At 71.5% G+C, this 26,248-nt stretch carries 20 protein-coding genes, 1 tRNA gene and 2 pseudogenes; 13 read left to right on the forward strand and 10 right to left on the reverse strand.

Features of this window, described 5'->3' with window-relative positions; genetic code table 11:
- The first annotated feature begins 4 nt into the window (after positions 1-4).
- The 3 genes from ACGIF2_RS15715 (at position 5) to ACGIF2_RS15725 (ending at position 4,501) form a co-directional block, all read left to right on the forward strand.
- A complete protein-coding gene (locus ACGIF2_RS15715; RefSeq protein ID WP_396046965.1) occupies positions 5-1,531 on the forward strand; it encodes a ribbon-helix-helix protein, CopG family in 1,527 nt (508 codons plus the stop codon).
- Between the two features lie 748 nt (positions 1,532-2,279).
- Positions 2,280-2,522, forward strand: a complete 243-nt coding sequence (locus ACGIF2_RS15720) for a hypothetical protein (protein WP_396046963.1) — start codon at positions 2,280-2,282, stop codon at positions 2,520-2,522.
- A gap of 695 nt (positions 2,523-3,217) precedes the next feature.
- Entirely contained in the window at positions 3,218-4,501 is a 1,284-nt protein-coding gene (locus ACGIF2_RS15725) for a hypothetical protein (protein WP_396046961.1), read from the forward strand.
- Positions 4,502-4,707: 206 nt separating this feature from the next.
- On the opposite strand, the gene ACGIF2_RS15730 is transcribed toward ACGIF2_RS15725, so the two are convergent.
- The 3 genes from ACGIF2_RS15730 to ACGIF2_RS15740 form a co-directional block, all read right to left on the reverse strand.
- Positions 4,708-5,103 (reverse strand): hypothetical protein, encoded by a 396-nt coding sequence (locus tag ACGIF2_RS15730; RefSeq protein WP_396046958.1) that lies wholly within the window; start codon positions 5,101-5,103, stop codon positions 4,708-4,710.
- Positions 5,104-5,510: 407 nt separating this feature from the next.
- The gene (locus ACGIF2_RS15735; RefSeq protein ID WP_396046956.1) at positions 5,511-6,986 is read right to left on the reverse strand and encodes a hypothetical protein; all 1,476 of its coding nucleotides are present in this window, start codon (positions 6,984-6,986) and stop codon (positions 5,511-5,513) included.
- The gene (locus tag ACGIF2_RS15740; RefSeq protein ID WP_396046954.1) at positions 6,983-7,894 is read right to left on the reverse strand and encodes a hypothetical protein; all 912 of its coding nucleotides are present in this window, start codon (positions 7,892-7,894) and stop codon (positions 6,983-6,985) included. The genes ACGIF2_RS15735 and ACGIF2_RS15740 overlap by 4 nt, the downstream gene beginning before the upstream one ends.
- Positions 7,895-8,054: 160 nt before the next feature.
- On the opposite strand from ACGIF2_RS15740, the gene ACGIF2_RS15745 reads away from it, so the two are divergent.
- The 3 genes from ACGIF2_RS15745 to ACGIF2_RS15755 all read left to right on the forward strand — a co-directional run bounded on the left by ACGIF2_RS15745 (position 8,055) and on the right by ACGIF2_RS15755 (position 11,318).
- Positions 8,055-9,734, forward strand: coding sequence for a hypothetical protein (locus ACGIF2_RS15745; RefSeq protein ID WP_396046953.1), 1,680 nt, complete (start codon positions 8,055-8,057; stop codon positions 9,732-9,734).
- A gap of 121 nt (positions 9,735-9,855) precedes the next feature.
- Positions 9,856-10,833, forward strand: coding sequence for a hypothetical protein (locus ACGIF2_RS15750; protein ID WP_396046951.1), 978 nt, complete (start codon positions 9,856-9,858; stop codon positions 10,831-10,833).
- A gap of 412 nt (positions 10,834-11,245) precedes the next feature.
- Positions 11,246-11,318: transfer RNA gene (locus ACGIF2_RS15755), tRNA-Lys, on the forward strand.
- Positions 11,319-11,373: 55 nt separating this feature from the next.
- On the opposite strand, the gene ACGIF2_RS15760 is transcribed toward ACGIF2_RS15755, so the two are convergent.
- Positions 11,374-12,327: a zinc-binding dehydrogenase gene (locus ACGIF2_RS15760; protein WP_396046949.1), complete on the reverse strand. Its 954-nt coding sequence runs from the start codon at positions 12,325-12,327 to the stop codon at positions 11,374-11,376.
- Positions 12,328-12,415: 88 nt separating this feature from the next.
- Here ACGIF2_RS15760 and ACGIF2_RS15765 point away from each other — a divergent pair, with 88 nt between their 5' ends.
- Positions 12,416-13,051 (forward strand): TetR/AcrR family transcriptional regulator, encoded by a 636-nt coding sequence (locus ACGIF2_RS15765; protein ID WP_396046947.1) that lies wholly within the window; start codon positions 12,416-12,418, stop codon positions 13,049-13,051.
- A gap of 77 nt (positions 13,052-13,128) precedes the next feature.
- Here ACGIF2_RS15765 and ACGIF2_RS15770 read toward each other — a convergent pair whose 3' ends face one another.
- Both ACGIF2_RS15770 and ACGIF2_RS15775 read right to left on the reverse strand, forming a co-directional pair.
- On the reverse strand, positions 13,129-14,316 hold the full coding sequence (locus ACGIF2_RS15770) for a GNAT family N-acetyltransferase (RefSeq protein ID WP_396046945.1): 1,188 nt from the start codon (positions 14,314-14,316) through the stop codon (positions 13,129-13,131).
- Positions 14,317-14,507: 191 nt separating this feature from the next.
- Positions 14,508-15,110, reverse strand: coding sequence for a hypothetical protein (locus ACGIF2_RS15775; protein ID WP_396046943.1), 603 nt, complete (start codon positions 15,108-15,110; stop codon positions 14,508-14,510).
- Positions 15,111-15,311: 201 nt separating this feature from the next.
- Here ACGIF2_RS15775 and ACGIF2_RS15780 point away from each other — a divergent pair, with 201 nt between their 5' ends.
- On the forward strand, positions 15,312-17,954 hold the full coding sequence (locus ACGIF2_RS15780; protein ID WP_396046941.1) for an LPXTG cell wall anchor domain-containing protein: 2,643 nt from the start codon (positions 15,312-15,314) through the stop codon (positions 17,952-17,954).
- Positions 17,955-18,033: 79 nt separating this feature from the next.
- On the opposite strand, the gene ACGIF2_RS15785 is transcribed toward ACGIF2_RS15780, so the two are convergent.
- Together ACGIF2_RS15785 and ACGIF2_RS15790 are read right to left on the reverse strand one after the other, a co-directional pair.
- The gene (locus ACGIF2_RS15785; RefSeq protein WP_396046939.1) at positions 18,034-18,306 is read right to left on the reverse strand and encodes a DUF2277 domain-containing protein; all 273 of its coding nucleotides are present in this window, start codon (positions 18,304-18,306) and stop codon (positions 18,034-18,036) included.
- A gap of 47 nt (positions 18,307-18,353) precedes the next feature.
- The gene (locus ACGIF2_RS15790) at positions 18,354-18,794 is read right to left on the reverse strand and encodes a nitroreductase family deazaflavin-dependent oxidoreductase (RefSeq protein WP_396046937.1); all 441 of its coding nucleotides are present in this window, start codon (positions 18,792-18,794) and stop codon (positions 18,354-18,356) included.
- Between the two features lie 290 nt (positions 18,795-19,084).
- Between ACGIF2_RS15790 and ACGIF2_RS15795 the strand changes: the two are divergent.
- The 5 genes and pseudogenes from ACGIF2_RS15795 to ACGIF2_RS15815 form a co-directional block, all read left to right on the forward strand.
- A pseudogene (locus ACGIF2_RS15795) lies at positions 19,085-20,710 on the forward strand (ABC transporter substrate-binding protein); the annotation flags it as partial.
- 31 nt (positions 20,711-20,741) lie between these two features.
- Entirely contained in the window at positions 20,742-21,857 is a 1,116-nt protein-coding gene (locus ACGIF2_RS15800) for an ABC transporter permease (RefSeq protein WP_396046935.1), read from the forward strand.
- Position 21,858: 1 nt separating this feature from the next.
- Positions 21,859-22,917 carry an ABC transporter permease gene (locus ACGIF2_RS15805; RefSeq protein ID WP_396046933.1) on the forward strand — a complete coding sequence of 353 codons (1,059 nt, stop codon included), beginning with the start codon at positions 21,859-21,861 and terminating at the stop codon, positions 22,915-22,917.
- Positions 22,914-24,704 (forward strand): ABC transporter ATP-binding protein, encoded by a 1,791-nt coding sequence (locus ACGIF2_RS15810; protein WP_396046931.1) that lies wholly within the window; start codon positions 22,914-22,916, stop codon positions 24,702-24,704. Before ACGIF2_RS15805 ends, ACGIF2_RS15810 begins: the two co-directional genes overlap by 4 nt.
- Positions 24,705-24,805: 101 nt before the next feature.
- Positions 24,806-25,051, forward strand: coding sequence for a GlsB/YeaQ/YmgE family stress response membrane protein (locus tag ACGIF2_RS15815; RefSeq protein WP_396046929.1), 246 nt, complete (start codon positions 24,806-24,808; stop codon positions 25,049-25,051).
- 106 nt (positions 25,052-25,157) lie between these two features.
- Here ACGIF2_RS15815 and ACGIF2_RS15820 read toward each other — a convergent pair whose 3' ends face one another.
- The gene (locus ACGIF2_RS15820) at positions 25,158-25,439 is read right to left on the reverse strand and encodes an adhesin (RefSeq protein WP_396046927.1); all 282 of its coding nucleotides are present in this window, start codon (positions 25,437-25,439) and stop codon (positions 25,158-25,160) included.
- Positions 25,440-25,568: 129 nt separating this feature from the next.
- Positions 25,569-26,248 (reverse strand): annotated as a pseudogene (locus ACGIF2_RS15825) (hypothetical protein); the annotation flags it as partial.

Genomic DNA, 26,248 nt, shown 5'->3' on the forward strand with positions numbered 1-26,248 from the left:
GTGGATGCAGACGAGCGTCCGGCTCTCACCGCCCGCAGTTGCGGCGCTCGAGGCGATCAAGATCGACCGCGGTGTGAGCCGTGACGCCGCGGTTCGAGGCTTGCTGGAGGAGTACGTCGCCGCGCAGTCGGTACGCAGCGAGGACGAGCGACTGACGCACATCTCGACGGTCCTTCGGTACCCGCCTCGACCGGTGGCTCGCACTGAAAAGGACGATCGGGTTCGCGTGGCGTTCCGTGCGAGCGCGGAGACGGTGGCGCTCGCGATGTCGTTCGCCCTGCGGCTCCCGGGTCAGCCGGTGCGGCGTGGCCCGAGGGACTACTCGGCCCGTCCGTTGACCGATGCGTTGAACGTGGCAATCGTTTCGGTGCGACCGTTCATCGACGTCGGACTCGAAGACCTTCCGTCCGTGATCTCGCAGGCTGCTGCGTTAGGGCTGTGGCGTCTGACGGTTGCGGCGACCTTGTCCAGAGCGGAGCAGCGGGTGGTGCTGACAGCGCCGTCGTCAGACGTGGCCTTGATCCTTCAGGATGAGGATGTCGCGTGGCACGCGCCGATGCGGTTCGAGGTGGCTTTGCACATCGCGCGCAAGTTGTTCGCCGGTGATGACGGTGCCGCGAAGCTGCGCATGCTCGAGGCGCAGCGCGACGACTTCGCCGCACTGCTGCACGAGTTCGCTCGCACAGAATGGGAGGACTCGACTCTCCTGCGGGACTGCCCGGCCGCGGGTCGTTTGCGATACGAGGGTCGTGGTGGCGCAGCGGTTTGGCGCGCGGAACGCAAGCTGACGATGACCCACCTGGCACGGTGGGTAGTCCACGACGGTGCCATTGGTGAGTTCCGCACGCTGCAGCCGCAGTGGACGGTGGCGTCGGTGCCGGGCTGGTTCGCCATTAGCCTCGGGCGCCATCAGCCCTTGGCGCCGTCGCGTCAGCGCGACATCGATGCCCGACGTGTCCTGCAGGTGCGCGCTGGGTCATGGTCGGCCCTATGGCCATGTGCCGCTGACGGAACTCTGGTTCCAGGCTTCGGCGCGGTACTTGAGGCCGCAGGTGCGTTGGAGACTGCGAGCATCGTTGAGCTGGTGCTGCTCACCGAGGAGCACATCGGTGATCCATGGGTGCCGGCCGAGCTCGCGTGCGACTGGGGATTCATTTCGCCGGAGACCCGCGACCGGTTGATCCGCGAGGCCGCGGTCAATCGTCATCGCGCGGTCAAGGAAGCGCCTCGCCACCACCCCCGCGACGAGATCAAGCTCGAGGCGGAGCTACACAGGTACCGCGACGACCCGGATCGGTTCGTCGCAGTCGCCCGCCAGCAGGGGGTACGCGGCGGACCCTTCCGCGCGGCTTATCGCTGGGAGGTTGGGTCCGTCGGGGCACTCCTCGAGCGAGGCGCACCTGTCGAGCAGGTGAAGTGGCTCGTCGGGGCGGTCTCGGCGATGCGCACACGGCTACTCGAAGGGTCGATGCAGCACGCGGCGATGACGGCGTACTGGCACGGGCAGCCGGACGCGGACGAGATCGTGTGACATCGACCGTATGTCCCAACAGCGACGCGCGCTCGATGGTGGATGTGTACGCACGTCGCCACGAGAAGGGATCTCCTCAACATGTCAACGATCACCTCGAAGAATGCCTCGACGACCGGTACCACCCTGGCTGCTCGTAGGCCGCTGCAGCGGAACGTCCGACGGTGCCGTGAGCACGACGTCGACGCTGTCTTCGACTTCGACTGCTTCCGCTGTCCCGTCGACAACGCGGTCATCGGTCCACCGATGCGGTGGCGCGTGGGGCCGTTTGCGGCGCGGCCCTCCCCGGCTCGCGCCCCGCGGTAGCGACCGCCGTGGCTCGATGCAGTCCAGGTCTCGCGGGAGTACGTGGAGTGGACGCCCCGGGTGCGATGTTCGCTATCTCGGCCCACCTTCGGCAGGAAGAGGCGCAACTCGACCACGGTCCGTCCCTGGAAGATCTCCGCCTCACACGCCACGACCTGGCCGCGCGACATCAGCGGCGCGTATCGCGCGCCCTGTGCGGCCGTCAGCACGCCGTCCCGTCGGCTGTCGATCCGCACCTCGAGCGTCTCGGCCCCGGCGGATCCCCCCAACTCGATCTGCGCCGCGTGCAGCGTCGCCATGCCGGCCCGAGCCGCGTCCCGATCGCGTCTTGGTGCGTGCTCTCGCCCGTGACCGCACACTCCCGCTCCGGCTCGAGCAGTACCGCTCCTGCCGGCGGCGCGTTGAGCGCGACCGCCCGCTCTGGCGGCGCGAGCCGCAGCACATGAGTCTCGACCACCTCGTCATCGCGGTCAGCGAGCTCACCGTCCGTGTCCAGGTCCAGCAGGGCCTCCCTTGGATCGAAGCCGCCGTGAGCGCCGCCGGGCCCGAATGCGCAGATACGGTCACGCTTCCCGAGTGGCTCCATGCGCGCCGCCCCGACCTCACGATGGAAACGGACATCGCCAGTTGGCAGCGCGTCGTCGACTTCCTCGTCGTCGCCGGCGACACGAGAGTCGCCGACTAGCACTGGCCAAGGAGCGACGGGTCTTGCCCCGATGCCGAAGCCGACGCGAGCAGGCCAACGACTCCGGCGGGCAGTCGCGGAACGAGGCATCACCTCCGGCTCGCGTGGCCTGCCCGCTCCTGGTCCCTCGTGGTTTGGGGCGGTTGGGTGTCTCTTCGCAACGGGGGCCCTATTGGCGGTCGGGGCGGGGGAGGTCGTTTGGGGCCTTGTCCTCACTGGGGGCAGCCTCGCAATCAGCCCCCACTCTCACCCTCATCGTTCGCGCTCAACTGGTGACGAACGTGCCTCAGCTCCACGCGATCGTCACACTTGTGCCTCCGACGGCCGCTGCTGTGTGGGCGGGGCGTGATTCTCTGCTCGCATGTCAGAGACGCCAGCGGCGGAGGTACTCAACGCCGTGGCGAGAGGCAGGACCGCTCGCATCGCGCGCTGGGCTGAGAAGACCACGCCGGAGTCGAGCCACCACGGTTGTACACGAGCAGCCAGCACGCGGCCGTCGAACGCGCCTACCCGGACCTCCCCCGAGACGCGATCCTGCTCGACCGAGTGGTCGAGGACCTTGAGCGACAAGACCTCTGTCCATCGCGCTGCGGACGATGATGACCGGTGAGGGCGTCTTGTCGGCACGCACGTGTCCTGTGGGCGCTGAGTTGCTGGCATCCTTCTCCGAGCCCGCGTCCTGATCGGCGTCGGGGGTGCTGAACTCGCGCGAGTGGGCGATCGTCACCCTGCTCGTCTCGTTCGCCGCCGTGGTGCTCACCAACCCAAGTGCACGCAAGACGCTCCGCGAGAGCGTGGAGCGACGCTGGGTCTGGGCCGTCGTCGTCCCGCTCCTGGCGCTCACCGCCTGGGTGACCCTTCTCGTCGCGGGCGCCTCACGCATCGGGCTCTGGAACTCGGGACTGGCAAAGGACACTGTCGTCTGGTTCGTAGCATCAGCCCTCGGGGCGGTCTTCGCCGCACTGAATGCCGCGAAGACCGACCGATACTTCCTCATCATGGCAAGGCAAGCGGTCGGGGCGGCGATCTTCCTCCAGTACGCGATGAATCTGTACACCTTCAACTACCTCGCTGAGCTGGCACTCCAGGCCGGTCTCGTCCTTCTTGCCATGCTCACCGCCGTAGCCGAGCGCTACACGTCGGCATGGCGACTCCTGGTCACTCGCCTCAATGCGCTCGTGGGCGTCGCGCTGCTCGTCCTGACCGTCCGCGAGCTCACCGCGAACTGGCAGGCGCTCGACACTCGCCAGGTCCTCCTCGGACTCGCACTGTCGATCTGGCTCCCGCTCGGAGTCCTGCCGTTCATCTGGGTCCTGGCGCTTTGCCTCTCGTACGACGAACTGCTCCGACGGCTGCGCAAGCCACTCTTCGGAATCCCCGCACCCCTGAAAACCCGCGTCGCGACCGTGGCGGCCCTGGGTCTGGACCTACGAACCGCTCACGACCTGTCGAACGACCACGACCACCTGCAGACAATCGCCCGCACCGAGACCTGGCGCGAGACGCTGGAGGCAGTGCGTGTCTACCGCATGCGGCGAGGTCGTCGACGCGCCCAGCCAGTGCTCACAGCGCAGCGTCTGCGCCGGCTCGCAGGCGTCAAGGGCGTCGACGCGAACGGGCGGCAACTCGACCAGCGCGAGATAAAGGAGACTCGCGAAGCCCTGGACTGGCTCGCCATGTGCCACATGGGCCACCACCGCAACCGCGGTCACTATCGGGCGGACCTGATCGACGTACTCGGGGACTTCACACGGAAGGGCCTGCCTGAGGACCACGGAGTCCAAATGACCGTCGCTGAAGACCGCCGGCACTGGCACGCGTGGCGACGCACGCCGAGCGGACTGGTGCTCGGGATCGGAGCGCAGTCCGATCCGTCCGAGCGCTGGTTCTACGCAGACATGCAGCCACCAGACGGCCCTCCACCGCACGGCGGGCGCTGGGAGCATCGGGCGTCGGGCGTCCCGGACTGGCGCGAGTAGCCCCACGACGCTCGCTGATCAGGGCGGGCGCTGGATCTAGCGCGGCGCGGCGGCAACCTGCGTCAGCCTGCGGGCTGACTGCCTGAGGTCGGCCCCTTTTTGTGTTCTTTAGAGTCTTTAGACTCCGTACCCGGACAGGCGCGGTGGAGAGCGCCAACCGGGTTCAGCTCCGGGAGCTTGATCACAGACGCGCGTCGCTCACCGGGTCAGTCATCGTCTCGGGGCCTGTGCAAGCCTCGGAGCGTTCGTGCCGCGTCGGGTGCCACCTGCTCGATGGTCGTCACGGTCCGTTGCAGCCGCCACTCGTAGTCATGCGCGCCGCCGCGGGGGTCGGTCAGGTATCGGGGACGCCACCCCGTGCGGATCTGGTTCGCGGCCGATTCACCGGTCATGGGATCGAAAGAGATGACCTCAACGAGTCGGACCCATTCGTCGTCGAAAGGGAAACTCTGCGAACTGGGGCCGCGTGCGCGCATCACCAGTCCGGGGAGGTCGAGGTAGTAGACCGCCGTTGACTCGGAGCGGATAGCCCACACGCCAGATGCGGTCGCCAGGTCGAGCACGTCCGGCGTCGTGAGAGGCGAGACCCCGTCACTGTCCATGCCGCCAGCGTGACGCCGACGGTCGCGGCCTGGCAGCGCGGGAACGCCGTGGGCGGCAGACCGGCATGGAACACAGCCCCCGTCGGCGCCGCCGCGGGTCGTTCAGCACCCGGCCGTGGGACTACTGCGCGAGCCAAAGCTCCCGGGACGGTGCCGTGCGTCGACCGGCTCCGGACGTGGGCTGCCGCACCTTGACAACAGCACAGGACACACAGAGGCCTCACGGAGGCGTCCCATCGCTGCCGTGCCTCTCGAATGGAGGTGATACCGCACGGCGCAGCAGCGAGCGGACCCACCACGCGCACTTGCTCGGCCCCTTGCCCACCGCGCCTCCCGATAGGAGGTGATACAGCACGGCGCGGCGGCGAAGGGCTCCCCGGACTGAGCTGGAGTTGGGTTGGCCGTGGTCACCTGCGCGCCGCGGCGGTGCGCCAGGCGCCGCGCGTCTGCGCTCCCTCGGCGACCATCTCCGTGAGGGCGTTGTTCAGCAGCGCGTAGGCATAGGTGTCGAGCAGCCCACGCCGCCACCCCAGGCTCATCGCCCGCTCGGTGAGCAGGGTGCGTTTGAGGCTGGCGTGGAAGGACTCGGCGTCCGAGCGCAGGCCACGCAGGCGAAGGGAGTCGGGGTCGTCGTCGGGGATGGCGCGCAGGTTCTCCGGGCGCGCGGCGCTGTCCGCGTTCCCGTGGGGGGCGACCCACACGGTGAACTCCCCGCGAGGGCAGCTCACGTCGTAGCCGAGGTTGAAGTGGAACTGGCCGTTGGTGCGGCGTGAGCGCTTGACCGGTCCGCGCCGTGGGATGGCGACGACGACCGGGTCGCCGGTGTCGTCGAGGTCGAGCTGCACGACACGCCCGCCGATCGCCGCCAACGGGTGGCCGCACGGCCCGTCCGGGGTGTCGTGGGTGGCGATGCCCAGCGGGTAGCTCTTGGCCATCCGGCCCTCGCTCGTCCGCACGGCCTGGACGGCGCCGTCGTCGTCCTCGTGAGTGGGCATCTTGCTGATCACCAGGTAGCCGTGGCGGCGCATGACGTGGTCGATGTGCACGCCGCGGAAGGCGCCGTCGTAGACCACGAGCTGGATGCCGCTGCCTGCGTGCCGGGCGATGTCCGCCAGCAGCCGCAGCGCGCACGCCGCCTCGTGGCCGGGTGCGTCGATGTGGTCGACACCTAGGACGACCCGCTGGTTCGGGGAGGGGCCGCGGGTGTGGAAGGCGACGTACCCGTGCCCGAGGACCGGGCCAAGGTGGCCGTGGTGCTCGGCCAGGTCGGGGTCGAACCTGCCCGGCGGCTTGAGCGCGAGCTCACCGGTCCTGGGGTCGGGGTACATGGGCATGATCGCGCCGTCGTCGTCGTGCACCCGCACCGCGCGGGGCGGGTGGTAGATGGGCCGCACGATGGTGCCGTCTCCGTAGACGGTGCGGGTGGCGTCGGGGTGGGTGAGCGAGCCGGCGCCGTGCGGGTCGAGCTGGCCGATCCGCCGCGCGAGGTCGACGGCGAGCTGCGGGAAGGTCCGCGCCAGGACGCCCAGGCCCTCGTCGGTGGCCAGCCGCTGGTCGCGGAACCACCGCCACTGCTCCCAGGTGGGCGGCAATGGGCCGGGCGCTGGGACGTCCAGGGAGTGCGCGTGGATGGACTCGAGGGTGATCGACCTGGCGAAGTCCCAGGTCGCCGGGTTGGCCAGGTCGAGCTCGACGCGCACCCCTGAGCGGGCCAATCGGGCCAAGGCGGCGAACTGCAGCATGACGTAGGGCGGGTGCGCGGGCCGGCGCCCGACCCGGTGCTCGGTGGCGAGCTCGGCGCCGAGCCGGATCAAGGTGGGCGAGGCCATCACGGCGCTCAGGCGGTCGATGGTGCCGATCCGGCCGGCGATCCGGGCGGTCATGAGGGGTGCCAGTCGAGTGCGATGTCCGCGGCGACGGCGTCCAGGCTCCGCGCGCCGAGCCGGACCGCGACCTGCTCGATGGGCATCCCGTCGAGGTACAGGCGCCTACCGGCCCAGTTGCGCACCGAGGCGGGCCGCACGTCGGGCTCCTCGCCGAGGCCGGCCGCCCGCAGCGTCTCGGCGATGGCGTTGGCCGCCGAGGCCTGGGCGACGTGCTGGCCCGGAACCGCACGGCCGCGGTAGGTCAGCAAAGTCGATGTCGGGGCGCCCTGCTCGACGAGGTCCTCCACCTGGCGCGCCACGATGCGCGCGCCCCAGTCGGTGAGCCTGCCCAGGCGAGGTGCCGCGCGCTTGGAGCCGCGCAGATGCACCCAGCGGGGTTGGCACTGGTCGTCGAGATCGGCGATGCGGACCTGGGTGATCTCGCTGGTGACGGCCGTCGCCTCGGCGAGCGCCCAGCAGGTGGCGCGCTGCAGCGAGGTGGAGCCCGCGCGGCCCAGGCGCACGGCGAACCTGCACGAGATCACCTCGTCCTCCGCGAGCGGGCGTGCCGCCACGGTGGTGCGGGCCGGCAGCCGCAGGTCGAGGGTCGGGTCGCCCACCATCACCCCGAGATCACGCAGGGTGCGGAAGTACATCCGCAGGATCGTCCGGCGCGCGTGCTGGGTCGCGAGCTGCGGAGGGCGCCCGCTCTGGCCGTGGGCGAGCACGAAGCCCTGGCACGCCTCCGGTGTCAGATCCGCGACGTGCCGGGCGCCCTGGACCAGGGCGCGGGTGCTGAACCGGGTGATGGTCTCGAGGCTGCGCAGCCGCGTCTGCGGGGAGAAGGCGTCGTCCGCCTCCCACGCTCCCCTGACCAGCTCGAGGGCGTGGCCGAGATCGAGCTCCTGCGCTGGGACGTGTGCCATGTCGCCTCCGGCTTCGACGCTAACCCGGGCGGCGCCGGCGGACCGGGGTGGAACGGGCGGCTCGGCTCGGGAGAACGAGTGCTGCGTGCGGCCACTGCGCCGCGCGCCCGGGGCTGAACCGTGCGGAGCGTCCTCCTCGTCGCGACATCCGGAGCTCCCCATGACCATCACCGCCGGGCCTGCCCGCGCCGCCGTCCACCCGTCCCACCGCGCGGGGTCCAGGCCCAAGCAGGCGTCCATCGACCTGCTGACCGCGTGCTTCTCCTTCCCCGGTCTGAGCAACCTCGCCGACGCACTGACCGCACATCGACCCACGCGCGCCGGAGCCCGTGCGCAGCACCCCGACATCTGCATGCTCGCCGTGCTGGCCGCGGCGCGCGCCGTCGGTGGTGTCCAGCCGGTCGTGCGTGAGTTGAACGCCGCCGACCGGTTCGCGTGGAAGAAGTGCTCCGCGCTGTTGATGGCCAGGATCGAAGGCCTGCGGCTGCCGCCCACACCTCCCACGCGGGACCAGATCACCTCCTTCCAGCGGCGCGTGACCGAGGACGGCGGCATCGACGTCCTCGAGCAGGCGTTCATCGACGCGTCGGTCAAGATGGCGAAGTGGATGGGCCATTTCGATGTCTCCACCGCGCCGGACTGGGTGCGGCCCGACCCGAAGCACGCGATCTACGGCGACGGAACGGTGATCGCCCCGTTCAGCGGGGCGAGCGAGTGGGTCCACCCCCTCACCGGGGAGGTCGTGATCCGCGACTCCCGGGCGCGGGACGCGTCGACCGCCCGCATCCAGCGCGTGCGCACCGACACGACGATCGACGGCAAGGCCGATCTGCGGGGCATCAACTTCGTCTCGATGCACACCTGGACCAGCTCCGGCAGGGTCATGCTCGCCACCGGGCACGCGCTGGGCGCCGAGACCCTCACTGCGGTCGACCTCATGCGGGCGGTGCAGGAGCGCGCCCAGGGTGGGGTGCACACCGTGATCTATGACGGTGTCGTCACCGGGTGGATCGTCGATTGGCTGATGGGCTCGCTTCGCATCCAGGCCGTGAACAAGATCGCGGCCGCCAGCACGACAGACCCGCATGTGCCTTCTGCCGATCACCCCCTTCGCCGGCGGCCCGCGCTGGAGGCTTCGGCCGAGCGCGCGCAGCGCGCCCTCGTGGCGGCGGGCCTGGCCGTCACACCCGAGCTGGTGAGGTACGAGCAAGACGCAGCCCTCGACCGGCTCTACACCTCGGACGTCCCACTGCCGGTCGGCCTGTGCCTCTACCCACGGTCGAAGAGCAACTCCTACGAGATCGTCTACTCCCAGCACCACGAGATCGAGACCGCCGAGCACACCGTGGACGGCGAGCGGTGCGCCCACCGCCTGGTGGTGGACGACGGCGCGCTCTACGTCGCAGAGGAAGACATCGAACGCGAACACCTCGTGAAGACGGCGATGCCGGTCTGCACCGAGGCCACCGCCCACCTCGACCGCGGCACATGGAACCGCCGCACCACCTGGCAGATCCCGTGCGAGCGCGGCGCGTTCGCCCACGAGCTCACGTGGCGCCCCGCGGGCACGTTCCACCCCAAGAGAACGACGGGCCGCACCCCGCGCGTGGACCCCCTCGCCGAGCTGCGTCCGCTCGCTCGCGCCCACGAGGGCTACGGCGAGGTCTTCGGACGTCGCAACGACTCGGAGTCCTACAACCAGTGGTTCCAAGCGGGCCTGCGCCACCCCGGCGTCGCCATGAGCCTGTCGCTGGGCGGCCAGCGCCTGGACTTCCTGATGGGAGCCGTCCTGAACAACGCCATCACCTATGGCAGGGAGATGGCCACCCGCCGCGGCTGAGACAGCCTTCCCACCGCGGATGCGCGTAGTCCCCGTTCGCCCCCGGGCGTGCGGGGATTGCGCGCACGCCGCAACATCGGACCTTCCCGTTCGTCACCCACGACGAACGAAGGAACCGCTCATGTCCGCCATCACGATCACCCGCCTCGGCGCAGCCGCCGCCCTCACCATCGACGAGGCCATGGACGCCTTGCAGCGCCTGCACGACGAATACTCGATCATCCCCGCCCACGCCCTCGACACGACCGCACAGTGGCTGGACATCATCCGCTCGAGCGCGCACGCCGCGGGCGCGACCGATGTCGGGGACCTCCTGACAGAGTCCAGCTCCCTGATCAGCACGGCAGCAGGCGTCAAGGGCGTGACCGCGTTCCACTCCGACGCGGACTCGGCGAAACTGCACGCCGCCCGCAACACCCTGGCGGCGCTGGCTGCGGCCGCGTACGTCAACCACCGGCATGACCCGAGCGCGGCGTACCGGGATCTGCCGCTCTTGAAGATGCGCACCAACCTGCCCCGCCGCCCCCTGGAGGACGACGAGATCCTGCTGTGCCGCATCCAGGCCCTGCACCTGCTCCGCACCGGCAACCCGACCGAGCGGCGCAACGCGGCCGCCTACGTCGCCGCAGACGCGGGCCTCCCGCCCACCGAGGCTACCGCCCTGCGCACGAGCGACCTGCACCTCGACGCCCCGCTGCTCACGATGGCCCCCACCCGCGGGTTCCAGGCCCGGGCCATCCCGCTCGAGCCGTTCCACACGGCCACGTTCGCCCTGCACCTCCAGCGCCTGGAGTCCACGCTGCTGGCATACGCGCCCCGCAAGAACACCCCCGGATCGGACCAGGCCGCCTGCTCCATGCACGGGGTCCTGGGCCGGTTCCTCAAGACCCTGGGCATCACCGGCGCCGACCTGACCGCAGGCAGCGTGTACCACTGGGGAATCCGCCGCATCCTCGACCACCACGGACTCGCATCGGCGCTGTGCGCGGTCGGATACGCGGACAACCAGGATGACCGACTCCTGAAGCTCATCGGCACAGCGGCGCAGGTCCCCCAGGTCACGCCGACGACCGCACCCGAACACCACCACGGCTTCTGACCCGTGGCACACGCCTCCGGCCATCACCCGAGCGTCCCGCCGGCACCGAGCCTCCTCGTGCCGACGGGACGCTCGCGTGGTCGAGACGCCGGCCAGAACTACACAGCAGTTATCCGGAGGGTTCCACCGACCCGTCAGCGCCGACCGGCGTCGCCCGAAGGGTTCACGCCACGCTGCCCCGACCCCTCACCGCGACGAGACTCGCCACCGGACACCGGCCCGAACCACACCGCAGTTATCCGGAGGGTTCCACCGACCCGCCACCCACGGCCATCAGCGCGCCAGCGCGAGCAGAACGGCCCACTGACGAGGCGGTACCTTGGATCCCGTCGGCACCAGGGCGGCCCCACCGCCCCGGCGAACGACACGGGTGTTCTCCGGTGGGTTCCACGAGTTAATCCACTCATCACCCGGGCCTCTAGCTCAATCGGCAGAGCAGCGGACTTTTAATCCGCGGGTTGTGGGTTCGATCCCCACGGGGCCCACCTGGAAGCGTCCACAGTTCGCCACGGCGTGATGCCTCTGCCTCGGCAACGACCCTCAGGGGGTCAGCACGATCCGCCCGAGCACCTCCCCAGCGTCCATTCGCCGGTGCGCGTCGGCAGCCTCTGCGAGGTCAAGGACGTCGTGGACCACGGCGTGGAGCTCACCGCGGGATGCGGCAGCGAACAGCTCGGTCCGCACGTGCTGGAGGTCGGCCTGGGGCACCGTGTCGAGACTGAAGGTGCTGACGGTGAGCGAGCGCTGGAACCCGTTGAGCAGAGCTGTGCCGAAGTCTGCGGGCGGGTATCCACCGACGATGCCGAGGACGACCATCCGGCCGTCGGGAGCGAGCCGCTCGATGAAGCTGGGCATCGACGGTCCCGCGACGATGTCGATGATCACGTCGAACTCGCGGGGTGCGACGCCGTGACCGGTGCGGTCGAGCACGTGCGTGGCGCCGTAGGCGCGGAGGCGATCGCCGCGTCCGGGTGAGGAGGCCGTGACCGCGACCGCTGCCGCTCCGGCTCGCGTGGCGAGCTCGACGGCCGCGATGCCGAGGCTTCCGGCTGCCCCTCGCACGAGGACGGTCTCCCCCTCGGCCAGATGCGCGCGGGCGAGCGCGAAGTGCGCGACGGGGCCTGCGGTGCCGAGCGTCACGGCATCGATCGAGGAGAGCGCACCGGGGAGCGCGACGACGTCCTCGACGCGGGCGGTGGCTTCGTCGGCGTATCCGCCGCTGGTGCCGGTGAACGCCCACACTCGCTGGCTCACCCACGACGGGTCGACGTCGGATCCCGTGGCGGTGACGACGCCGGCGATCTCGCTGCCCGGGACCATGCCTTCGCTGAAGCCGCCGCCGAACGCACCGCGACGGATCACGGCATCCAAGCCGCCGACGCCGATCGCCTCGGTGCGGATCAGGACCTCGCCTGCCGCCGGTTCGGGAGAGGGCAGGTCGACGACCTCCATGCCGTCCGGGTCGCCGAACGAGCGGATGGTCACTGCGCGCATGTCGTCCTCCTTGTCACCGTGCGCGGCGTGTCGCCGCCCCGGGGCGACGTTAGTGGACGGGGGCGTCCACTTCGCTAGAGTGAGAGAGATGAGCCCGACAGTGCCCCAGCGGCTCCGCTCTGACGCGCAGGAGAACCGCGACCGCATCGTGGAGGCCGCGCGCGAGCTGTTCGCGGAGTCGGGTCTCGACGTCACGATCCGGCAGGTCGCGCGCCGCGCCGGTGTGGGGCCGGCGACCCTCTACCGGCGGTTCCCCTCGAAGCAGGACCTGGTCCTCGCGGCATTCCGGAGCGAGCTCGTCGCCTGCCGGACGATCGTGACGGAAGGCGCCGCCGACACCGACCCGTGGCGGGGGCTCTGCGCTGTCATCGAGCGCATCACCGTGCTCAACGCGCGCAACCAGGGATTCACGGACGCGTTCCGTGCCGAGCACCCGGGCGAGGCGGACTTCGTGGAGCACCGACGCGAGCTGGTGGGCGAGCTGTCCGTGCTCGCACGCCGCGCCCAGTCGGCGGGCATGCTCCGCGCGGACTTCGCCCTCGACGACTTCGACCTCATCCTGCTCGCCGGCCGGGGGTTGGCCAGGGCGCCGATCGCGACCCGGGCGGACGCTGCGCGACGCTTCGCCGCCCTCACCATCGAGGGGCTCCGCGCCGCGCCGACGAACACGCCGCTGCCCGCGCCGGCCCGCCTCGCGTCCACCATCGCCGACCCGACCCTGTGACGGGGGCGGTCGTGAACCTGACCTGCGGCATGAGCCCGGACTGAGGACCTCCCGCGCGGATCGGCGTCCCCGCCCTCTCAGGTCCGCGCGGTGCCGACGCTGGGGACGTGGCGCCTGACGTCGCTGGCTCGCAACCGTCGGGCCAGGGGCACCGCACGCAGCACGGTGCGCGCGGTCAGCCCGCTGGTGGCGACGAGCAGGTCGACCTGGGTGCGCCGGTCGGGGAAGATCCGCGCGGCTGTGGCGTACCGCGCGTCGAAGGCGGGGTCGAAGAACGGCGCGTCGGTGGCGCTGAAGACCTGTGTCATCTCCGCGGTGCGGCCGATCGACCCCGGGCTGTACCTGGCGTGCTCCTGGGCGTACGCGTCCAGGAGCCCGAAGCACGCGCCCCCCGATCGCAGGACGTAGCCGATCCAGAGCGTCTGGCCGCCCGCCGCGAGCTGGGTGACGAGCAGGTCGCCGTCGCGCCGGAACCGGGACGTGACCTCACGGAACCATCGCTCGTTCCGCGGGTTCAGCCGCAGGGCAGCACCGCCACGGCTGCTGTCGCCCTTCCATCCCGACACCTGCAGGTCGAGGAACTCCTCGTCGACGGTGGGATCCGCGCTCCGGTTGTGCAGCTCCAACGGGCCGCCCGTGGCACGCTCCAGCCCGCGCACGCATCGGCGGGTCTGCCTCCGCTCGTCCGTGGCCATGTGGTCGGTGGCCAGCACGGGACGGGCGATCGGGGACGGCACGGAGCCGCCGCGCGCGTCGAGGTGGTCGGGCGTCGCGGGTCCGTCGTCCGCCGGCACCGGCAGGCTGGCCCGGCGCGCGAAGGCGGTGACCTCCCGACGCCGCTCGTGGACGAGCATGGGGGTCCGGTCCACGGCCTCCGCGAGCGCCTCCGCGAGGACGCCCTCGGCGGGGAACCGCTGGAGCTGGACCAGCCCGGGCAGGCCCACGGAGGTCATCCCCCGCAGCAGCGCCGTGAGTGCCGCGACCACATCCCCCTGCCGCACGAGCGGGTGGTGCCGGTCGGAGTGCGGCGTCATGAACGCCCCGCCCGTGGTCGCCGCCCGCATGCGGGCCCCGCTCGCCACCTGCTTGGTGGTGACGGCCAGGGCAGCGAGCCACTCGCCGTCCTCTTCCACCACGACGATCTGCATGCCGTCGGACTCCGGACGCGCGTGAGCGGGGATGAGGAACCGTGGGTCCAGGTACACGTTGGGCTCGACCGCCAGGTCGGCGAGTCGCCGCCAGGCCTGGGCATCGGTCTCCGTCACCTGGGACAGCGGGATGAGCCGTAGGTGCACGATGTCCTCCGTCGGGCGTCGCGGGCGGGCAAGTGGGACAATTCGGGCGCGATGCCCTGTCTACCCTCTTTCGCCGCCCGCCGGGCACGATTCGGCCGCATGTCGCGGAGCTCATGAACTTCACCTTCAGGATGAGCCCGGACCGAGGACCTCACCCGTGGTCAGGTCGCGGCGGCGATCCCCGCGACGACCGACGCGGCGGCGATGTCCTCGGCGATCATGCGCCGCTTCGACGCCTCGATGCGCCATGCCGGCCCGGCCTGGAGGTACGACGGGAACACGCGCACCCCGTCCAGCTCATAGACCCCGCCGCGGATCCGGTAGGTCGAGCCGGCCGGGACCGCGCGCCGGCCGGTCCGTTCACGGGCGATGTGGTTGATCGCGGCGATCGCGACGTCTCCCATGAGCAGGTAGGCGCGAGCGTCGGGCAGCTGGGCGAGCTCGTCGGCGAGGACCCGCGCGTGGGTGCGCACCGTGGTCGCGCTGATGCCCGGGGCGGTCTTGGGGTGTCGCACGGCGACGGTGCGGTGGATGCCGAGGGCGGTCAGGTCGGACACGGTCGTCACGGGCAGGCCTGCGGCGGCGAACGCCTCGAGCGTCGTGGTGTCGAACAGCGAGTCCGGCGAGCCGTCGTAGTCGTCGCGCGGGTCGGGGGCCGCGCACTCGGAGATCAGGACGAGGCGCACGTGGGCCGCGTCGGGCGCGGCGGGTTTCCACGTCCGGCCGAGGTCGATGTCGGTGATGCTCGGTTCGCGCCCGCCCATCTCGTCACGTTATCGACGCGATCGGCAGGCGGTCATCAGGCGTTGGTCCCGGGTCGGGGCCCACCGAGCGGGTGATCTATTCCGGACGGAGCACCCCGAATGGTGCACCATTTTGGGACCAACGTCCCAGGTCAGCCGGTCGGCCCATACCCTCAGCCGACTCGGCGATGCCGCCGAACCCCCGACTCGACCGAGGATTCCGTGGCGACATCGACGAGCTCTCCCCTTCCCCTGCGCCCCGCGGGCACGGCACGCCGGCGCGCGACGACCGGCGCGCTGCTGACGGGCCTGCTGCTGGTCCCGACCTCGTGGGCGTCGGCCGCCGGCGGCCCGGGGGCGTCCTACACCGAGCAGGACCCGCCGACGTCGATCGGCGCGGGGGTGACGTTCACCGCGGCGACTGACTCGCGGGCCGTCGAGTTCTCGGTGCTGAGCGGGACCGCGGCCGAGAGCCTGCAGCTGGCGACGGCGGCCACCGCGGACGTCACCGCGGGGGCGGTGTCGGTCGTGGGCAGCGGCGTGTGGCGGGGCGACGGCACGACGGCGCTGCGGATCGGCACGGTGGACGCCGTGTCCGACGGGAAGGACGGCCGGCCGCTCCGGGTGTCGTTCGCGACGGCGGGCACCGTCCCCAACGGAGGCTTCGAGTCGGGGACTTCCGACTGGACGGTCCTCAACGGCCGTGTCGACCTGGGCGTGACCGAGATCGCCGGGTTCGTGTCGCAGGACACCACCACGTACCCGGCGGGCGCGGGTGACGACGACGCGGGGGCTCCCTGGGAGACCTACGCGGTCACCACAGGGCAGCCCAGCGAGGGAGCAGCCGCGGTCCTCCTGAGCTCGACCCTGAACACCTCGTGGCCGTTCGGCGTCGTGCACGGCCCAGCGATCTACTCGGCGCCGTTCGACATGACGGCCGGCGACCTGCTCCAGTTCGACTGGCGCGCCGATTGGAGCCAAGACGCCCACCACGTGCTCGGGTACCTGCTCGACACCTCGGACGGCACCCAGGTCGAGCTGCTCGACTCGGTAGGCACCGACTCCTCCCCCACGCCGTGGGCGACAGCGGGCGGGGTCGCGCCGCGTGACGGCGAGTACCGGTTCGTGTTCGTGGCCGGCAGCTACGACCTGACCGGCGGGCAGGCTGCCGGATCGGTCCTCCTGGTCGACGACGTGCGGCTCTCCCGGCCGCTGGCCGACGACTCCGTCGTGCAGGGCGTCGCACGGCTGCTGCAGTACTCGTCGACCAGCGACGCCCCGCCCCCGGCGGTCCAGGTCGCGGTGGACGTGGTGGGTCCGGCCACCACCGTGCGCGCTGCCACGGTCGACGTCGCGGTGGCTGCCGTCGACGACGCACCGACCGTGTCGGGCCCCGGTGCCGTCCGGCTGACCAACTCCGCAGGCGCCCAGACGTTCGCCCCTGTCGTGGGCGCCCTCTCGGTGAGCGACGCCGACGGCGATGCGATGACGTTCACCCTGACCGGGTCGCGGGTCGCGCAGGTCGCCGTCGGAGGCGTCTCGTACACCCACGCCCTGGTGTCGGATCTGGGCACGCTGCGGATCGACGCCGCGACCGGGCGGTTCCGGTTCGAACCGGACCCGGCCGCGGTCGACGCGGTCGTCCGCACCGCGAGCCGTTCGTTCCCCGTCCAGGTCACCGCGGGGGCCCTGACGACGCCGACGACCATCGACGTGACCGTCGACATCGCACAGTCCGCCCCGGGCACGCCGACGGGGCTGACGTCCACGCCGCTGCTCGGCGCGACCAGCGTCTCGTGGGTCGAACCTTCGTGGCTCGGCGGCGGGACCGTCGACTACGGCGTCGAGCTGTCGGTCGACGGCGGCGCCACGTGGACGGTGGCCACCACCGTCGCGACCACGTCGACCACCCTCCCCGGCCTGGCCGCCGGGCAGGACGTGCTGGTGCGCGTCCGGGCGGTGAACGCGTTCGGGTCGAGCAGTGCCGCCCAGGTCGCGGCGAGCGCGATCCCGGCGCCCGGTGTCGTGCACATCGACTCGATCACGGCCGCCAACCGCTCCGTGACCGTGGCCTACACCCTGCCCGTCACCGGCCCGTCCCCCGTGACGGCCGTGCAGCACTCGGTCGACGGGGGCACGACGTGGGTCACGACCGCGCCCGTGGGTTCGGTCGCGGTCGGCGGCCTGACGAACGGTGAGGCCCGCACGCTGCTGCTGCGGGCGGTCAACGCCGCCGGTGAGGGGCCCGCCACGTCCGCGACGGTCACCGCCCTCCTCGCGCCGGTGCTCGTGCCGGGCGTCGGCGGCTCGAGCGTGCTCCCTCACGTCGCGCCCGGCCAGGCGGTCGTGCGGGACGACGGGGGTTCGGCACCGGCCACGGTGTCCACGCCCGGCGGGCTGTGGACGGTGTTCGGCGGCCGTGTCGGCATGAGCATCGCGACCACCGTCGGTGACGGGGCGCCGTCCTCGGCCACCGGCCCCGACGGGTTCCTGGACCTCCAGGTCGGCGGGAGCATGGCGGTGTTCGGCACCGGCTTCATGCCGGGCTCCCGGGTCGACCTGTGGATCTTCTCCACACCTCACCTGCTCGGCGAGGCAGTCGTCGGCGCCGACGGCACGTTCTCCGCGCGGTTCACGCTGCCGGCGGGGGTCGTGGCCGGCGACCACACCGTGCAGCTCAACGGGACGGCGCCCGACGGCTCGCTCCGCAGCCTGATGGCCGGTGTCGTGGTGCAGTCCGTCGGCTCGTCGCGGCTGCCGGCCACGGGTTCGGACGTCACAGGGCTGCTCGCCCTGAGCGCGGGTCTGCTCGTCGCGGGAGCCGGTGCGCTCGCGGTGCGCCGACGCGGGGGTGCGCGCGGCTGACAAGCACGGAACGTTCGACGGGGCACCGGTCGGTCGACCGGTGCCCCGTCCTTGCGCCGGCCGGTGCCGCCGTGGCCGCTCAGGCCGTGGCGAACCGCCGCGCGGACCGTTCGCGGTGCTTGGCGGCCTCGACCTCGCGGTCCTTGGGCGGTGCCGTGGTCACGAGGTCGGCGAGCAGATGGCGTGTGGCGTGCGCGATCTCGGCGACCGCGTGGTCGAACGCCTCCTGGTTGGCCCGGGAGGGGCGGTTGGTCCCGCTGATCTTGCGCACGTACTGCAGCGCCGCGGCATCGATCTCGTCGTCCGTGGCACGGGGCTCGAAGTTGTGGAGGGCGTGGATGTTCCGGCACATGCTTCGAACGTACGGCCGGCCCCCGGCGGTCGCCAGATCAGGCCAGATCAGTCCTCGATGCGCTCGAGCACGAAGACCGGGATCTCGCGGTCGGTCTTGGTCTGGTAGTCGGCGTAGTCGGGGTACGCCTCGACCGCGCGCTGCCACCACAGGGCCTTCTCGTCGCCCGTGACCTCGCGCGCGACCATGTCCCACTTCTGCGGGCCGTCCTGCAGCTCGACATGCGGATCGGCCACGACGTTGTGGTACCAGACGGGGTGCTGGGGTGCGCCGCCGAGCGACGCGACCACGGCGTACGTGCCGTCGTGCTCGACGCGCATCAGCGGGGCCTTGCGAAGCTTGCCGCTGCGGGCCCCCCGGGTCGTGAGGATGACGACGGGCATCCCGCGCATCGTCGTGCCCCGGGTGCCGCCCGAGCTCTCGTACTCCTCGACCTGCCGGGCGGACCACTCAGTGGGGCTGGGCTCGTATTCACCGGTGAGAGGCATACCCCCTCTCTACCGTGTCCCGACCTCGTTTGTCACGGGTGCCGCGCGCTCGTCGACGAGGACCCAGGAGCCGCGCGTTCCCGAACCTCGATCCGGCAGGGTCCGACCAGTGGTCACCCGATCCCGATGAAACCGCCGATGCGCACCGGATCGAGACCTCATCGGAACCGAAACGTTACGTGCCAGTAAGACAGTGATTTCTCACGACACGCGGGTGTGCTACCCATGTGCTCTCATCACCAGCCGGGGTGACCCACACCACGCCCCGGCCCGACGGAAGGGGTTGCCGGATGGCATCCGCTGCACCACGACGCCTGTGGGCGACGACCGCAGGACTCGCAGCCACCGCTCTCGTGCTGGCCGGCTGCGCCGGCAACGCATCCGACGACTCCACCTCGGACGGCGGCTCGTCCGGCGGCACGCTCACGATCGGCACGACCGACAAGATCACGTCGCTCGACCCGGCCGGCTCGTACGACAACGGCTCCTTCGCCGTGATGAACCAGGTCTACCCGTTCCTGCTCAACAGCCCGTACGGCTCGTCGGACGTCGAGCCGGACATCGCCACGTCGGCCGAGTTCACCGCTCCCACGGAGTACACGGTCACGCTCAAGCCCGACCTGAAGTTCGCCAACGGCCACGACCTGACGGCCTCGGACGTCAAGTTCACGTTCGACCGCCAGGTCGCGATCGCGGACGAGAACGGCCCCTCGTCGCTGCTCTACAACCTCGACGAGGTCGAGGTCGTCGACGACACCACTGTCGTCTTCCACCTCAAGTCGGGCAACGACCAGGTCTTCCCGCAGATCCTCTCGAGCCCCGCCGGCCCGATCGTCGACGAGGAGGTCTTCGCGGCCGACGCGGTCACCGCGGACAACGACATCGTCGCGGGCAAGGCGTTCGCCGGGCAGTACTCGATCACGTCGTACAAGGTCAACGACCTCATCGCGTACGCGGCCAACCCCGACTACGCGGGCATCCTGGGCGCGGCGAAGACCGGCGCGGTCAACGTGAAGTACTACGCCGAGTCCTCGAACCTCAAGCTCGAGATCCAGCAGGGCAACATCGACGTCGCGTTCCGCTCGCTCTCGGCGACGGACATCGACGACCTGCGCGGCTCGGACAAGGTGAAGGTCGTCGACGGTCCCGGCGGGGAGATCCGCTACATCACCTTCAACTTCAACACCCAGCCCTACGGTGCCTCGACGGGCGAGGCCGACCCGGCCAAGGCGCTCGCTGTGCGGCAGGCCGTCGCGGACCTGATCGACCGCGACGCGATCTCCGAGCAGGTCTACAAGGGCACCTACACCCCGCTGTACTCCTACGTCCCGGCGGGCCTGACGGGTGCGACCGAGTCGCTCAAGAGCCTGTACGGCGACGGCAGCGGCGGGGCCGACGCGGACAAGGCGGCGGAGACGCTCTCGGCCGCGGGCGTCAGCACCCCCGTCAAGCTCAGCCTGCAGTACTCGAACGACCACTACGGCCCCTCCTCGGCCGACGAGTACGCGCTCATCAAGGACCAGCTCGAGAAGAGCGGCCTGTTCGCTGTCGACCTGCAGACCACCGAGTGGGTGCAGTACTCCAAGGACCGCACCTCCGACGTCTACCCCGCGTACCAGCTCGGCTGGTTCCCGGACTACTCGGACGCCGACAACTACCTCACGCCGTTCTTCCTGGTCGACAACTTCCTGGCGAACCACTACGAGAACCAGGAGGTCAACGACCTGATCCTCGAGCAGGCGATCACCACGGACGCCGCTGAGCGCACCGCGGCCATCGAGAAGATCCAGGACCTGGTCGCGGCCGACCTGTCGACCGTCCCCTACCTCCAGGGCGCGCAGGTCGCCGTCGTCGGGACCGACGTCTCCGGCGCCGACACCACGCTCGACGCGTCGTTCAAGTTCCGGTACGGCGCCCGCGCACATCTCCCGGAACCAGGCAGGAGCCATGACCTCAGCCACCACCGACGCGGCGACCGACGCCGCACCCGGACCGCTCGGCACCGATGCCGCGCCCGCCACCCGCACCCGACGACGGGCAGGAGGTGGCCTGGGCCGCTACCTGCTCGTGCGGTTCCTGCTGATCTTCCCGACGGTCCTCATCCTCGTGACCACCGTGTTCGTGCTGATGCGGGCCACGGGCGACCCGATCACCGCCGCGCTCGGCGGACGGCTCACCCCGGACCAGCTCACGGAACGCATCCACGCCGCGGGCTACGACCGCCCGATCCTGGTGCAGTACGTCGAGTACCTCGGCAACATCCTGCGCGGAGACTTCGGCACCACGCTGTCCGACAACCGCCCCGTGACCGAGGTCATCGCCACGTACGGCGCGGCGACGCTCGAGCTCGCGGCGTACGCGCTGGTCGTCGCGTTCCTGGTCGGGATCCCGCTGGGCCGCATCGCCGCCGCCCGCCGCGACCGGACGCCCGACGCGGTGCTGCGCGTCTCGGCGATCCTCGCGTACGCGACGCCCGTGTTCTTCGCGGGCATGCTCCTCAAGCTGGTCTTCGCGGTGGGCCTCGGCTGGCTGCCCGTCGCCGGGCGGGCCACGACCAGCACCGAGATCCAGCTCCAGACGCAAGGTGCGGGCACGGGCATCTACCTCATCGACGCGATCAGCACCGGCGACGGCGCCGTCATCGGGGACGTGCTCGAGCACGCCGTGCTGCCCGCCCTGGCCCTCGGGCTGCTGACCGCCGGGGTGTTCCTGCGCCTGGTGCGCACCAACGTGATCGGCACGCTCGCCACCGGCTACGTCGAGGCGGCACGCTCGCGCGGCGTCTCCGAGCGGCGGCTGCTGCGCAAGCACGCGTGGCGACCCGCGCTCGTGCCCATCATCACCGTGATCGGCCTGCAGGTCGCGATGCTCCTCGCGGGCGCTGTGCTGACGGAGACGACCTTCGAGTGGAAGGGCCTCGGCTTCCAGCTGGTGCAGTACCTGCTCGCCCGTGACTTCGTCGCGGTGCAGGGCATGGTGGTGCTGCTCGCCGTGATCGTCGCGCTGACGAACTTCGTGGTCGACGTGATCGCCGCGCTGGTCGACCCGAGAGTCAGGTACTGACATGACGACCCCCCTCACCCCGGCCCCCACGCTCACGACTCCCCCGGCCGACCTGGCCCCCGAGCACGTCGCCCGTTGGAAGCGGCTGCCCGTGGTCCACCAGCTGCGTCAGAGCATGGGGCTGCAGCGCGGGATGCTCGTCGCGGGCCTCGTGATCACCGCGTTCTTCGTGCTCGTCGCGGCGCTGGCCCCCGTGCTCGCGCCCTACGGCTACAACCAGCTGCGTGACGGCGACGTCTCGTTCGGCGCGCAGCAGGCACCGTCGGCGGCGCACTGGTTCGGCACGACCGTCGGCGGCTACGACGTGCTGTCGCGCGTCGTGTGGGGCGGCCGCACAGCGCTGCTCGTGATCGTCGTCGCTGTCGCCCTGTCGCTGTTCGCGGGCGTCGCGCTCGGCGTGCTGTCGGGCTACTTCGGCGGTTGGCTCGACCGCGTCCTCGTGGTCGTCGCCGACGCCGTGTACGCGTTCCCGTCGCTGCTGCTCGCTATCGTCGCGGCCATCGTCATCAGCGGCGGGCAGTCGTCGATGTGGGGCGGCGTGCTGGCCGCGGCCATCTCGATCACCGTGGTGTTCATCCCGCAGTACTTCCGGGTGGTGAGGGCCGAGGTGGTCCGGATCAAGGCCGAGGCCTTCGTCGAGTCGGCCCGCGTGGTCGGCGCGAGCCACGTCCGCATCATGAGCCGGCACGTGCTGCGCAACGCGACGCGGACGCTGCCGCTGATCATGACCCTGAACTGCTCGGAGGCGATCCTCACGCTCGCCGGGCTGGGCTTCCTGGGCTTCGGCATCGAGCCGTCGGCCGCGGCCGAGTGGGGCTACGACCTCAACAAGGCGCTGTCGGACGTCACGAGCGGGATCTGGTGGACGGCCGTCTTCCCGGGCGTCGCGATCGTGCTGACCACCCTCGGCGTCACGCTCGTGGGCGAGTCGCTCAACGACCTCGCCGACCCGCGGCTGCGGCACCGCCGCGCGGCCGCGTCCACCGCGAGCACCTCCGCGTCGGCGCCGGCCGAGGTGGACGCGCTCGAGGACCTCATCGACGACGGAGCACGAGCATGAGCGCACCCCCGACCGACCACGACGAGACCCCCACCCCGGGCCCTACGGCCACCGCGGACGCCGGCACGGGTGACGCGCCGCGCACCGTCGTCGAGATCCAGGACCTGCGGGTCACGTTCGCGACCGACGGCGGCGACGTCCCCGCGGTCGCGGGCGTCAGCCTGCACGTCGCGGCGGGCGAGGTGCTCGCGATCGTCGGCGAGTCCGGGTCGGGCAAGACCGTCACGGCCCGCTCGGTGCTCGGTCTGCTGCCAGCCACGGCCACCGTGGACGGCGCGGTGCTGCTGACCCGCAAGGACGGCTCGGCGACGCACGACGTCGTGACGCTGCGCGGCACCGGGCTGCGCGACGTGCGCGGCCGTGACGTCGCGATGGTGTTCCAGGAGCCGTCGACGGTGCTCAACCCGGTGTACCCGGTCGGCTGGCAGATCGCCGAGGGGCTGCGCGCGCACCGTCGGCTGTCACGGTCGCAGGCCCGCGCCGCGGCGATCGACGTGCTGCGCCAGGTCGGCATCCCCGACCCCGAGGAGCGGGTCGACCACTACCCGCACCAGTTCTCGGGCGGGCAGAAGCAGCGCATCGTCATCGCTCAGGCCCTCGCGCTCGACCCGGGCCTGATCGTCGCCGACGAGCCGACCACAGCGCTCGACGTCACTGTGCAGGCCGAGATCCTGGACCTGCTGCGACGCCTGCCCCGCGAGCTCGGCACCGCCGTCGTGCTCATCACCCACAACATGGGGGTGGTCGCGGACCTCGCCGACCGGGTCGCCGTGATGTACCGCGGCGAGATCGTCGAGCAGGCCGACGTGCGCACGCTGTTCGCCGACCCGCAGCACCCCTACACGCGCGCGCTGCTCGACGCCGTGCCACGGGTGGGCGGCGAGCGGCTGCGCGACCGGGTCCCGGTGCCCGTCCACGTCCAGGACCGCCCCGAGGCCCCGGCCCCCGACGAGGCGGTATCCCCGGTGGTCGAGGCCCGCGACCTGCGCGTCGTGTACCCGGGCCGGTTCCGCCGCCCCGGGTTCACAGCCGTGGACGGGGTCGACCTGACGATCCGCCCGGGCGAGGTGCTCGGGCTCGTGGGTGAGTCCGGATCGGGCAAGACGACCATCGGGCGGGCGATCGCCGGGCTCACGCCCGTGACCGACGGATCGCTGCGTGTGCTCGGGGTCGAGATGAACGGGGTGCGTGAACGGCAGTTCCGGCCCGCACGACGCCGGCTCGGCTTCGTGTTCCAGGACCCGGCCACGAGCTTCAACCCGCTGCTGACGATCGCGGAGTGCGTCGCCGAGCCGCTCGTCGTGCACGGCCTGGCGGGCGACGCCGTCGACGCCCGCGAGCGCGTCGACCAGCTGCTCGAGGCTGTGCAGCTGCCCAAGGCCTACGGTGCCCGGTTCCCGCACGAGCTCTCGGGAGGTCAGCGGCAGCGCGCGAGCCTGGCCCGCGCGCTCGCGCTCGACCCCGAGCTGCTGGTCGCGGACGAGCCCACGTCGGCGCTCGACGTGTCGGTGCAGGCCCGGGTGCTCGACCTGTTCGGTCGGCTGCAGCGTGAGCTCGGCTTCGCGTGCCTGTTCATCAGCCACGACCTGGCCGTGGTGGACATGCTCGCGGACCGCATCGCTGTGCTGCACCGCGGCGTGCTGGTCGAGGAGGGCACGGGCGACGAGGTGCTCGGCGCGCCGAAGCACCCGTACACGCAGCGCCTGCTGACCTCGCTGCCGGTGCCGGACCCCGTCGAGCAGGCCGCCCGGCGGGACGCGTGGCGGAGCCTGGCTGTCGGCACCTGACGCCCCTCGGCCGCCGCCCAGCGGATGCGTGGGATGCCCCCTGGTGAGAGGTTCGGAGCACCAGGGGGCATGCGCCGCCCCCGCAGCGGAGGGGGCGTCGCATGAGCTTCATCGCATTCCTGATCCTCGGCCTCATCGTCGGGGCCATCGCCAAGAGCATGCTCGGCGAGGGTGCTGGATGGTTCCTCACGCTGGTGCTCGGCGTGCTGGGCGCGATGGTCGGGGGCTGGCTCGGCGGCATCCTGTTCGGGGTCGAGCTCGGGTCGTTCTTCTCGTTGTGGACGTGGCTGCTGGCGATCATCGGCGCGGTGCTGGTGTTCCTGGTGTACGGCGCGCTCAGACGCTGATCCCGCCGCGATCCGCGGTGCCGTGCTGCGCGACGAGGGGCGACGTCCGGGTGGACGTCGCCCCTCGCGATGCGTGCGGGTTCGGGTGGGTCAGGCTTCGGGTGGGTCAGACCTGGGGGCTGAGCGTGAAGCCCGCACCGCCGACGGCGGCCTCCACGTCGAGCTGCTGGTCGGCGAGCGTCGTGGAGGTCTCGGGGGCGATGAACACGTGCGCCGCGCCCTCCGTCACGATGTCGTCGCCGGGTGCGGGCTCGGTCACGAGCGCGAGCTCGAAGCTGCCGATCTGGTCAGCCGACTCGGCGATGCGCAGACCTCCCGAGGCGGGAAGCCCGGCCTGGGTGGTGAGGTCCTCGACAGCACTCGCGGCGTTCTCGGTCAGGGTGAGCACAGGGGCTCCTCTCGATCTCCGGTGAGGACGCCGTTCCCCGAGGGGTGGCGCCTTCGGACCCGTCCACCGTCACAAGGGCATCCGGGGGATGCAACCGGGTGTCCGCTGGGCGAGACCGTGTCTCGGACGTCAGGCGCCGCTGTGCCCGCCGCCACCGCCGGGCCCACCGCCGTGCCCACCGTCACCATCGCCGTCGCCACCGTCGCCGCCCGTGTCGCCGCCCGCGCTGTCGCCGGTGGCCAGGCGCCGGTCGTCGGGCGGGGGGATCACAGCCGTGCCGTCGGGCCCCAGCACGGGCTGCTCGCCGGTGCGGCCCGAGGCCTGGTCGGCGGCGTTCGCCTCGCGCTCGGCGATGACGTCCTCACCCGGCCCGGCGAACGCCCGCGACCGCTCGATCGCCTCGATGCTGCCCGTGAACATGCTCGAGTCGCTCGCGATGTCGATGCGCTGGGTGTCGTCGGGCCGCGGCCCGGGAGGCACCTCGGCCCCCGCGCGGGTCGCGACACGGGCGCTCCGCCGCCGGACGACCCCGGGCGGCAGCGAGCTCGGCTCGGCGTCAGCCGGGCGCGGCCCGCGCTGGTCCGGCTGACGTGGCTCGGTCCGCGCCGGTGGGAAGCGGGCAGGCATCGATCGTTCGGGGCGCGCGGTCGGCTGGGGCGAGGGCATGGCGCGACCCTCGTCGCCCTCCATGCGCACGAGCGAGGCGGTGCGGGTGCGGGGCAGCGCCTGCGGCGCGTACTCGTGGAGCCACGCGATCAGCCCCTCGCGCACGAAGCAGCGCAGGTCGAACAGGGTCGGGGCGTCGGGGG

The organism is Cellulomonas sp. P22, from assembly GCF_044392165.1.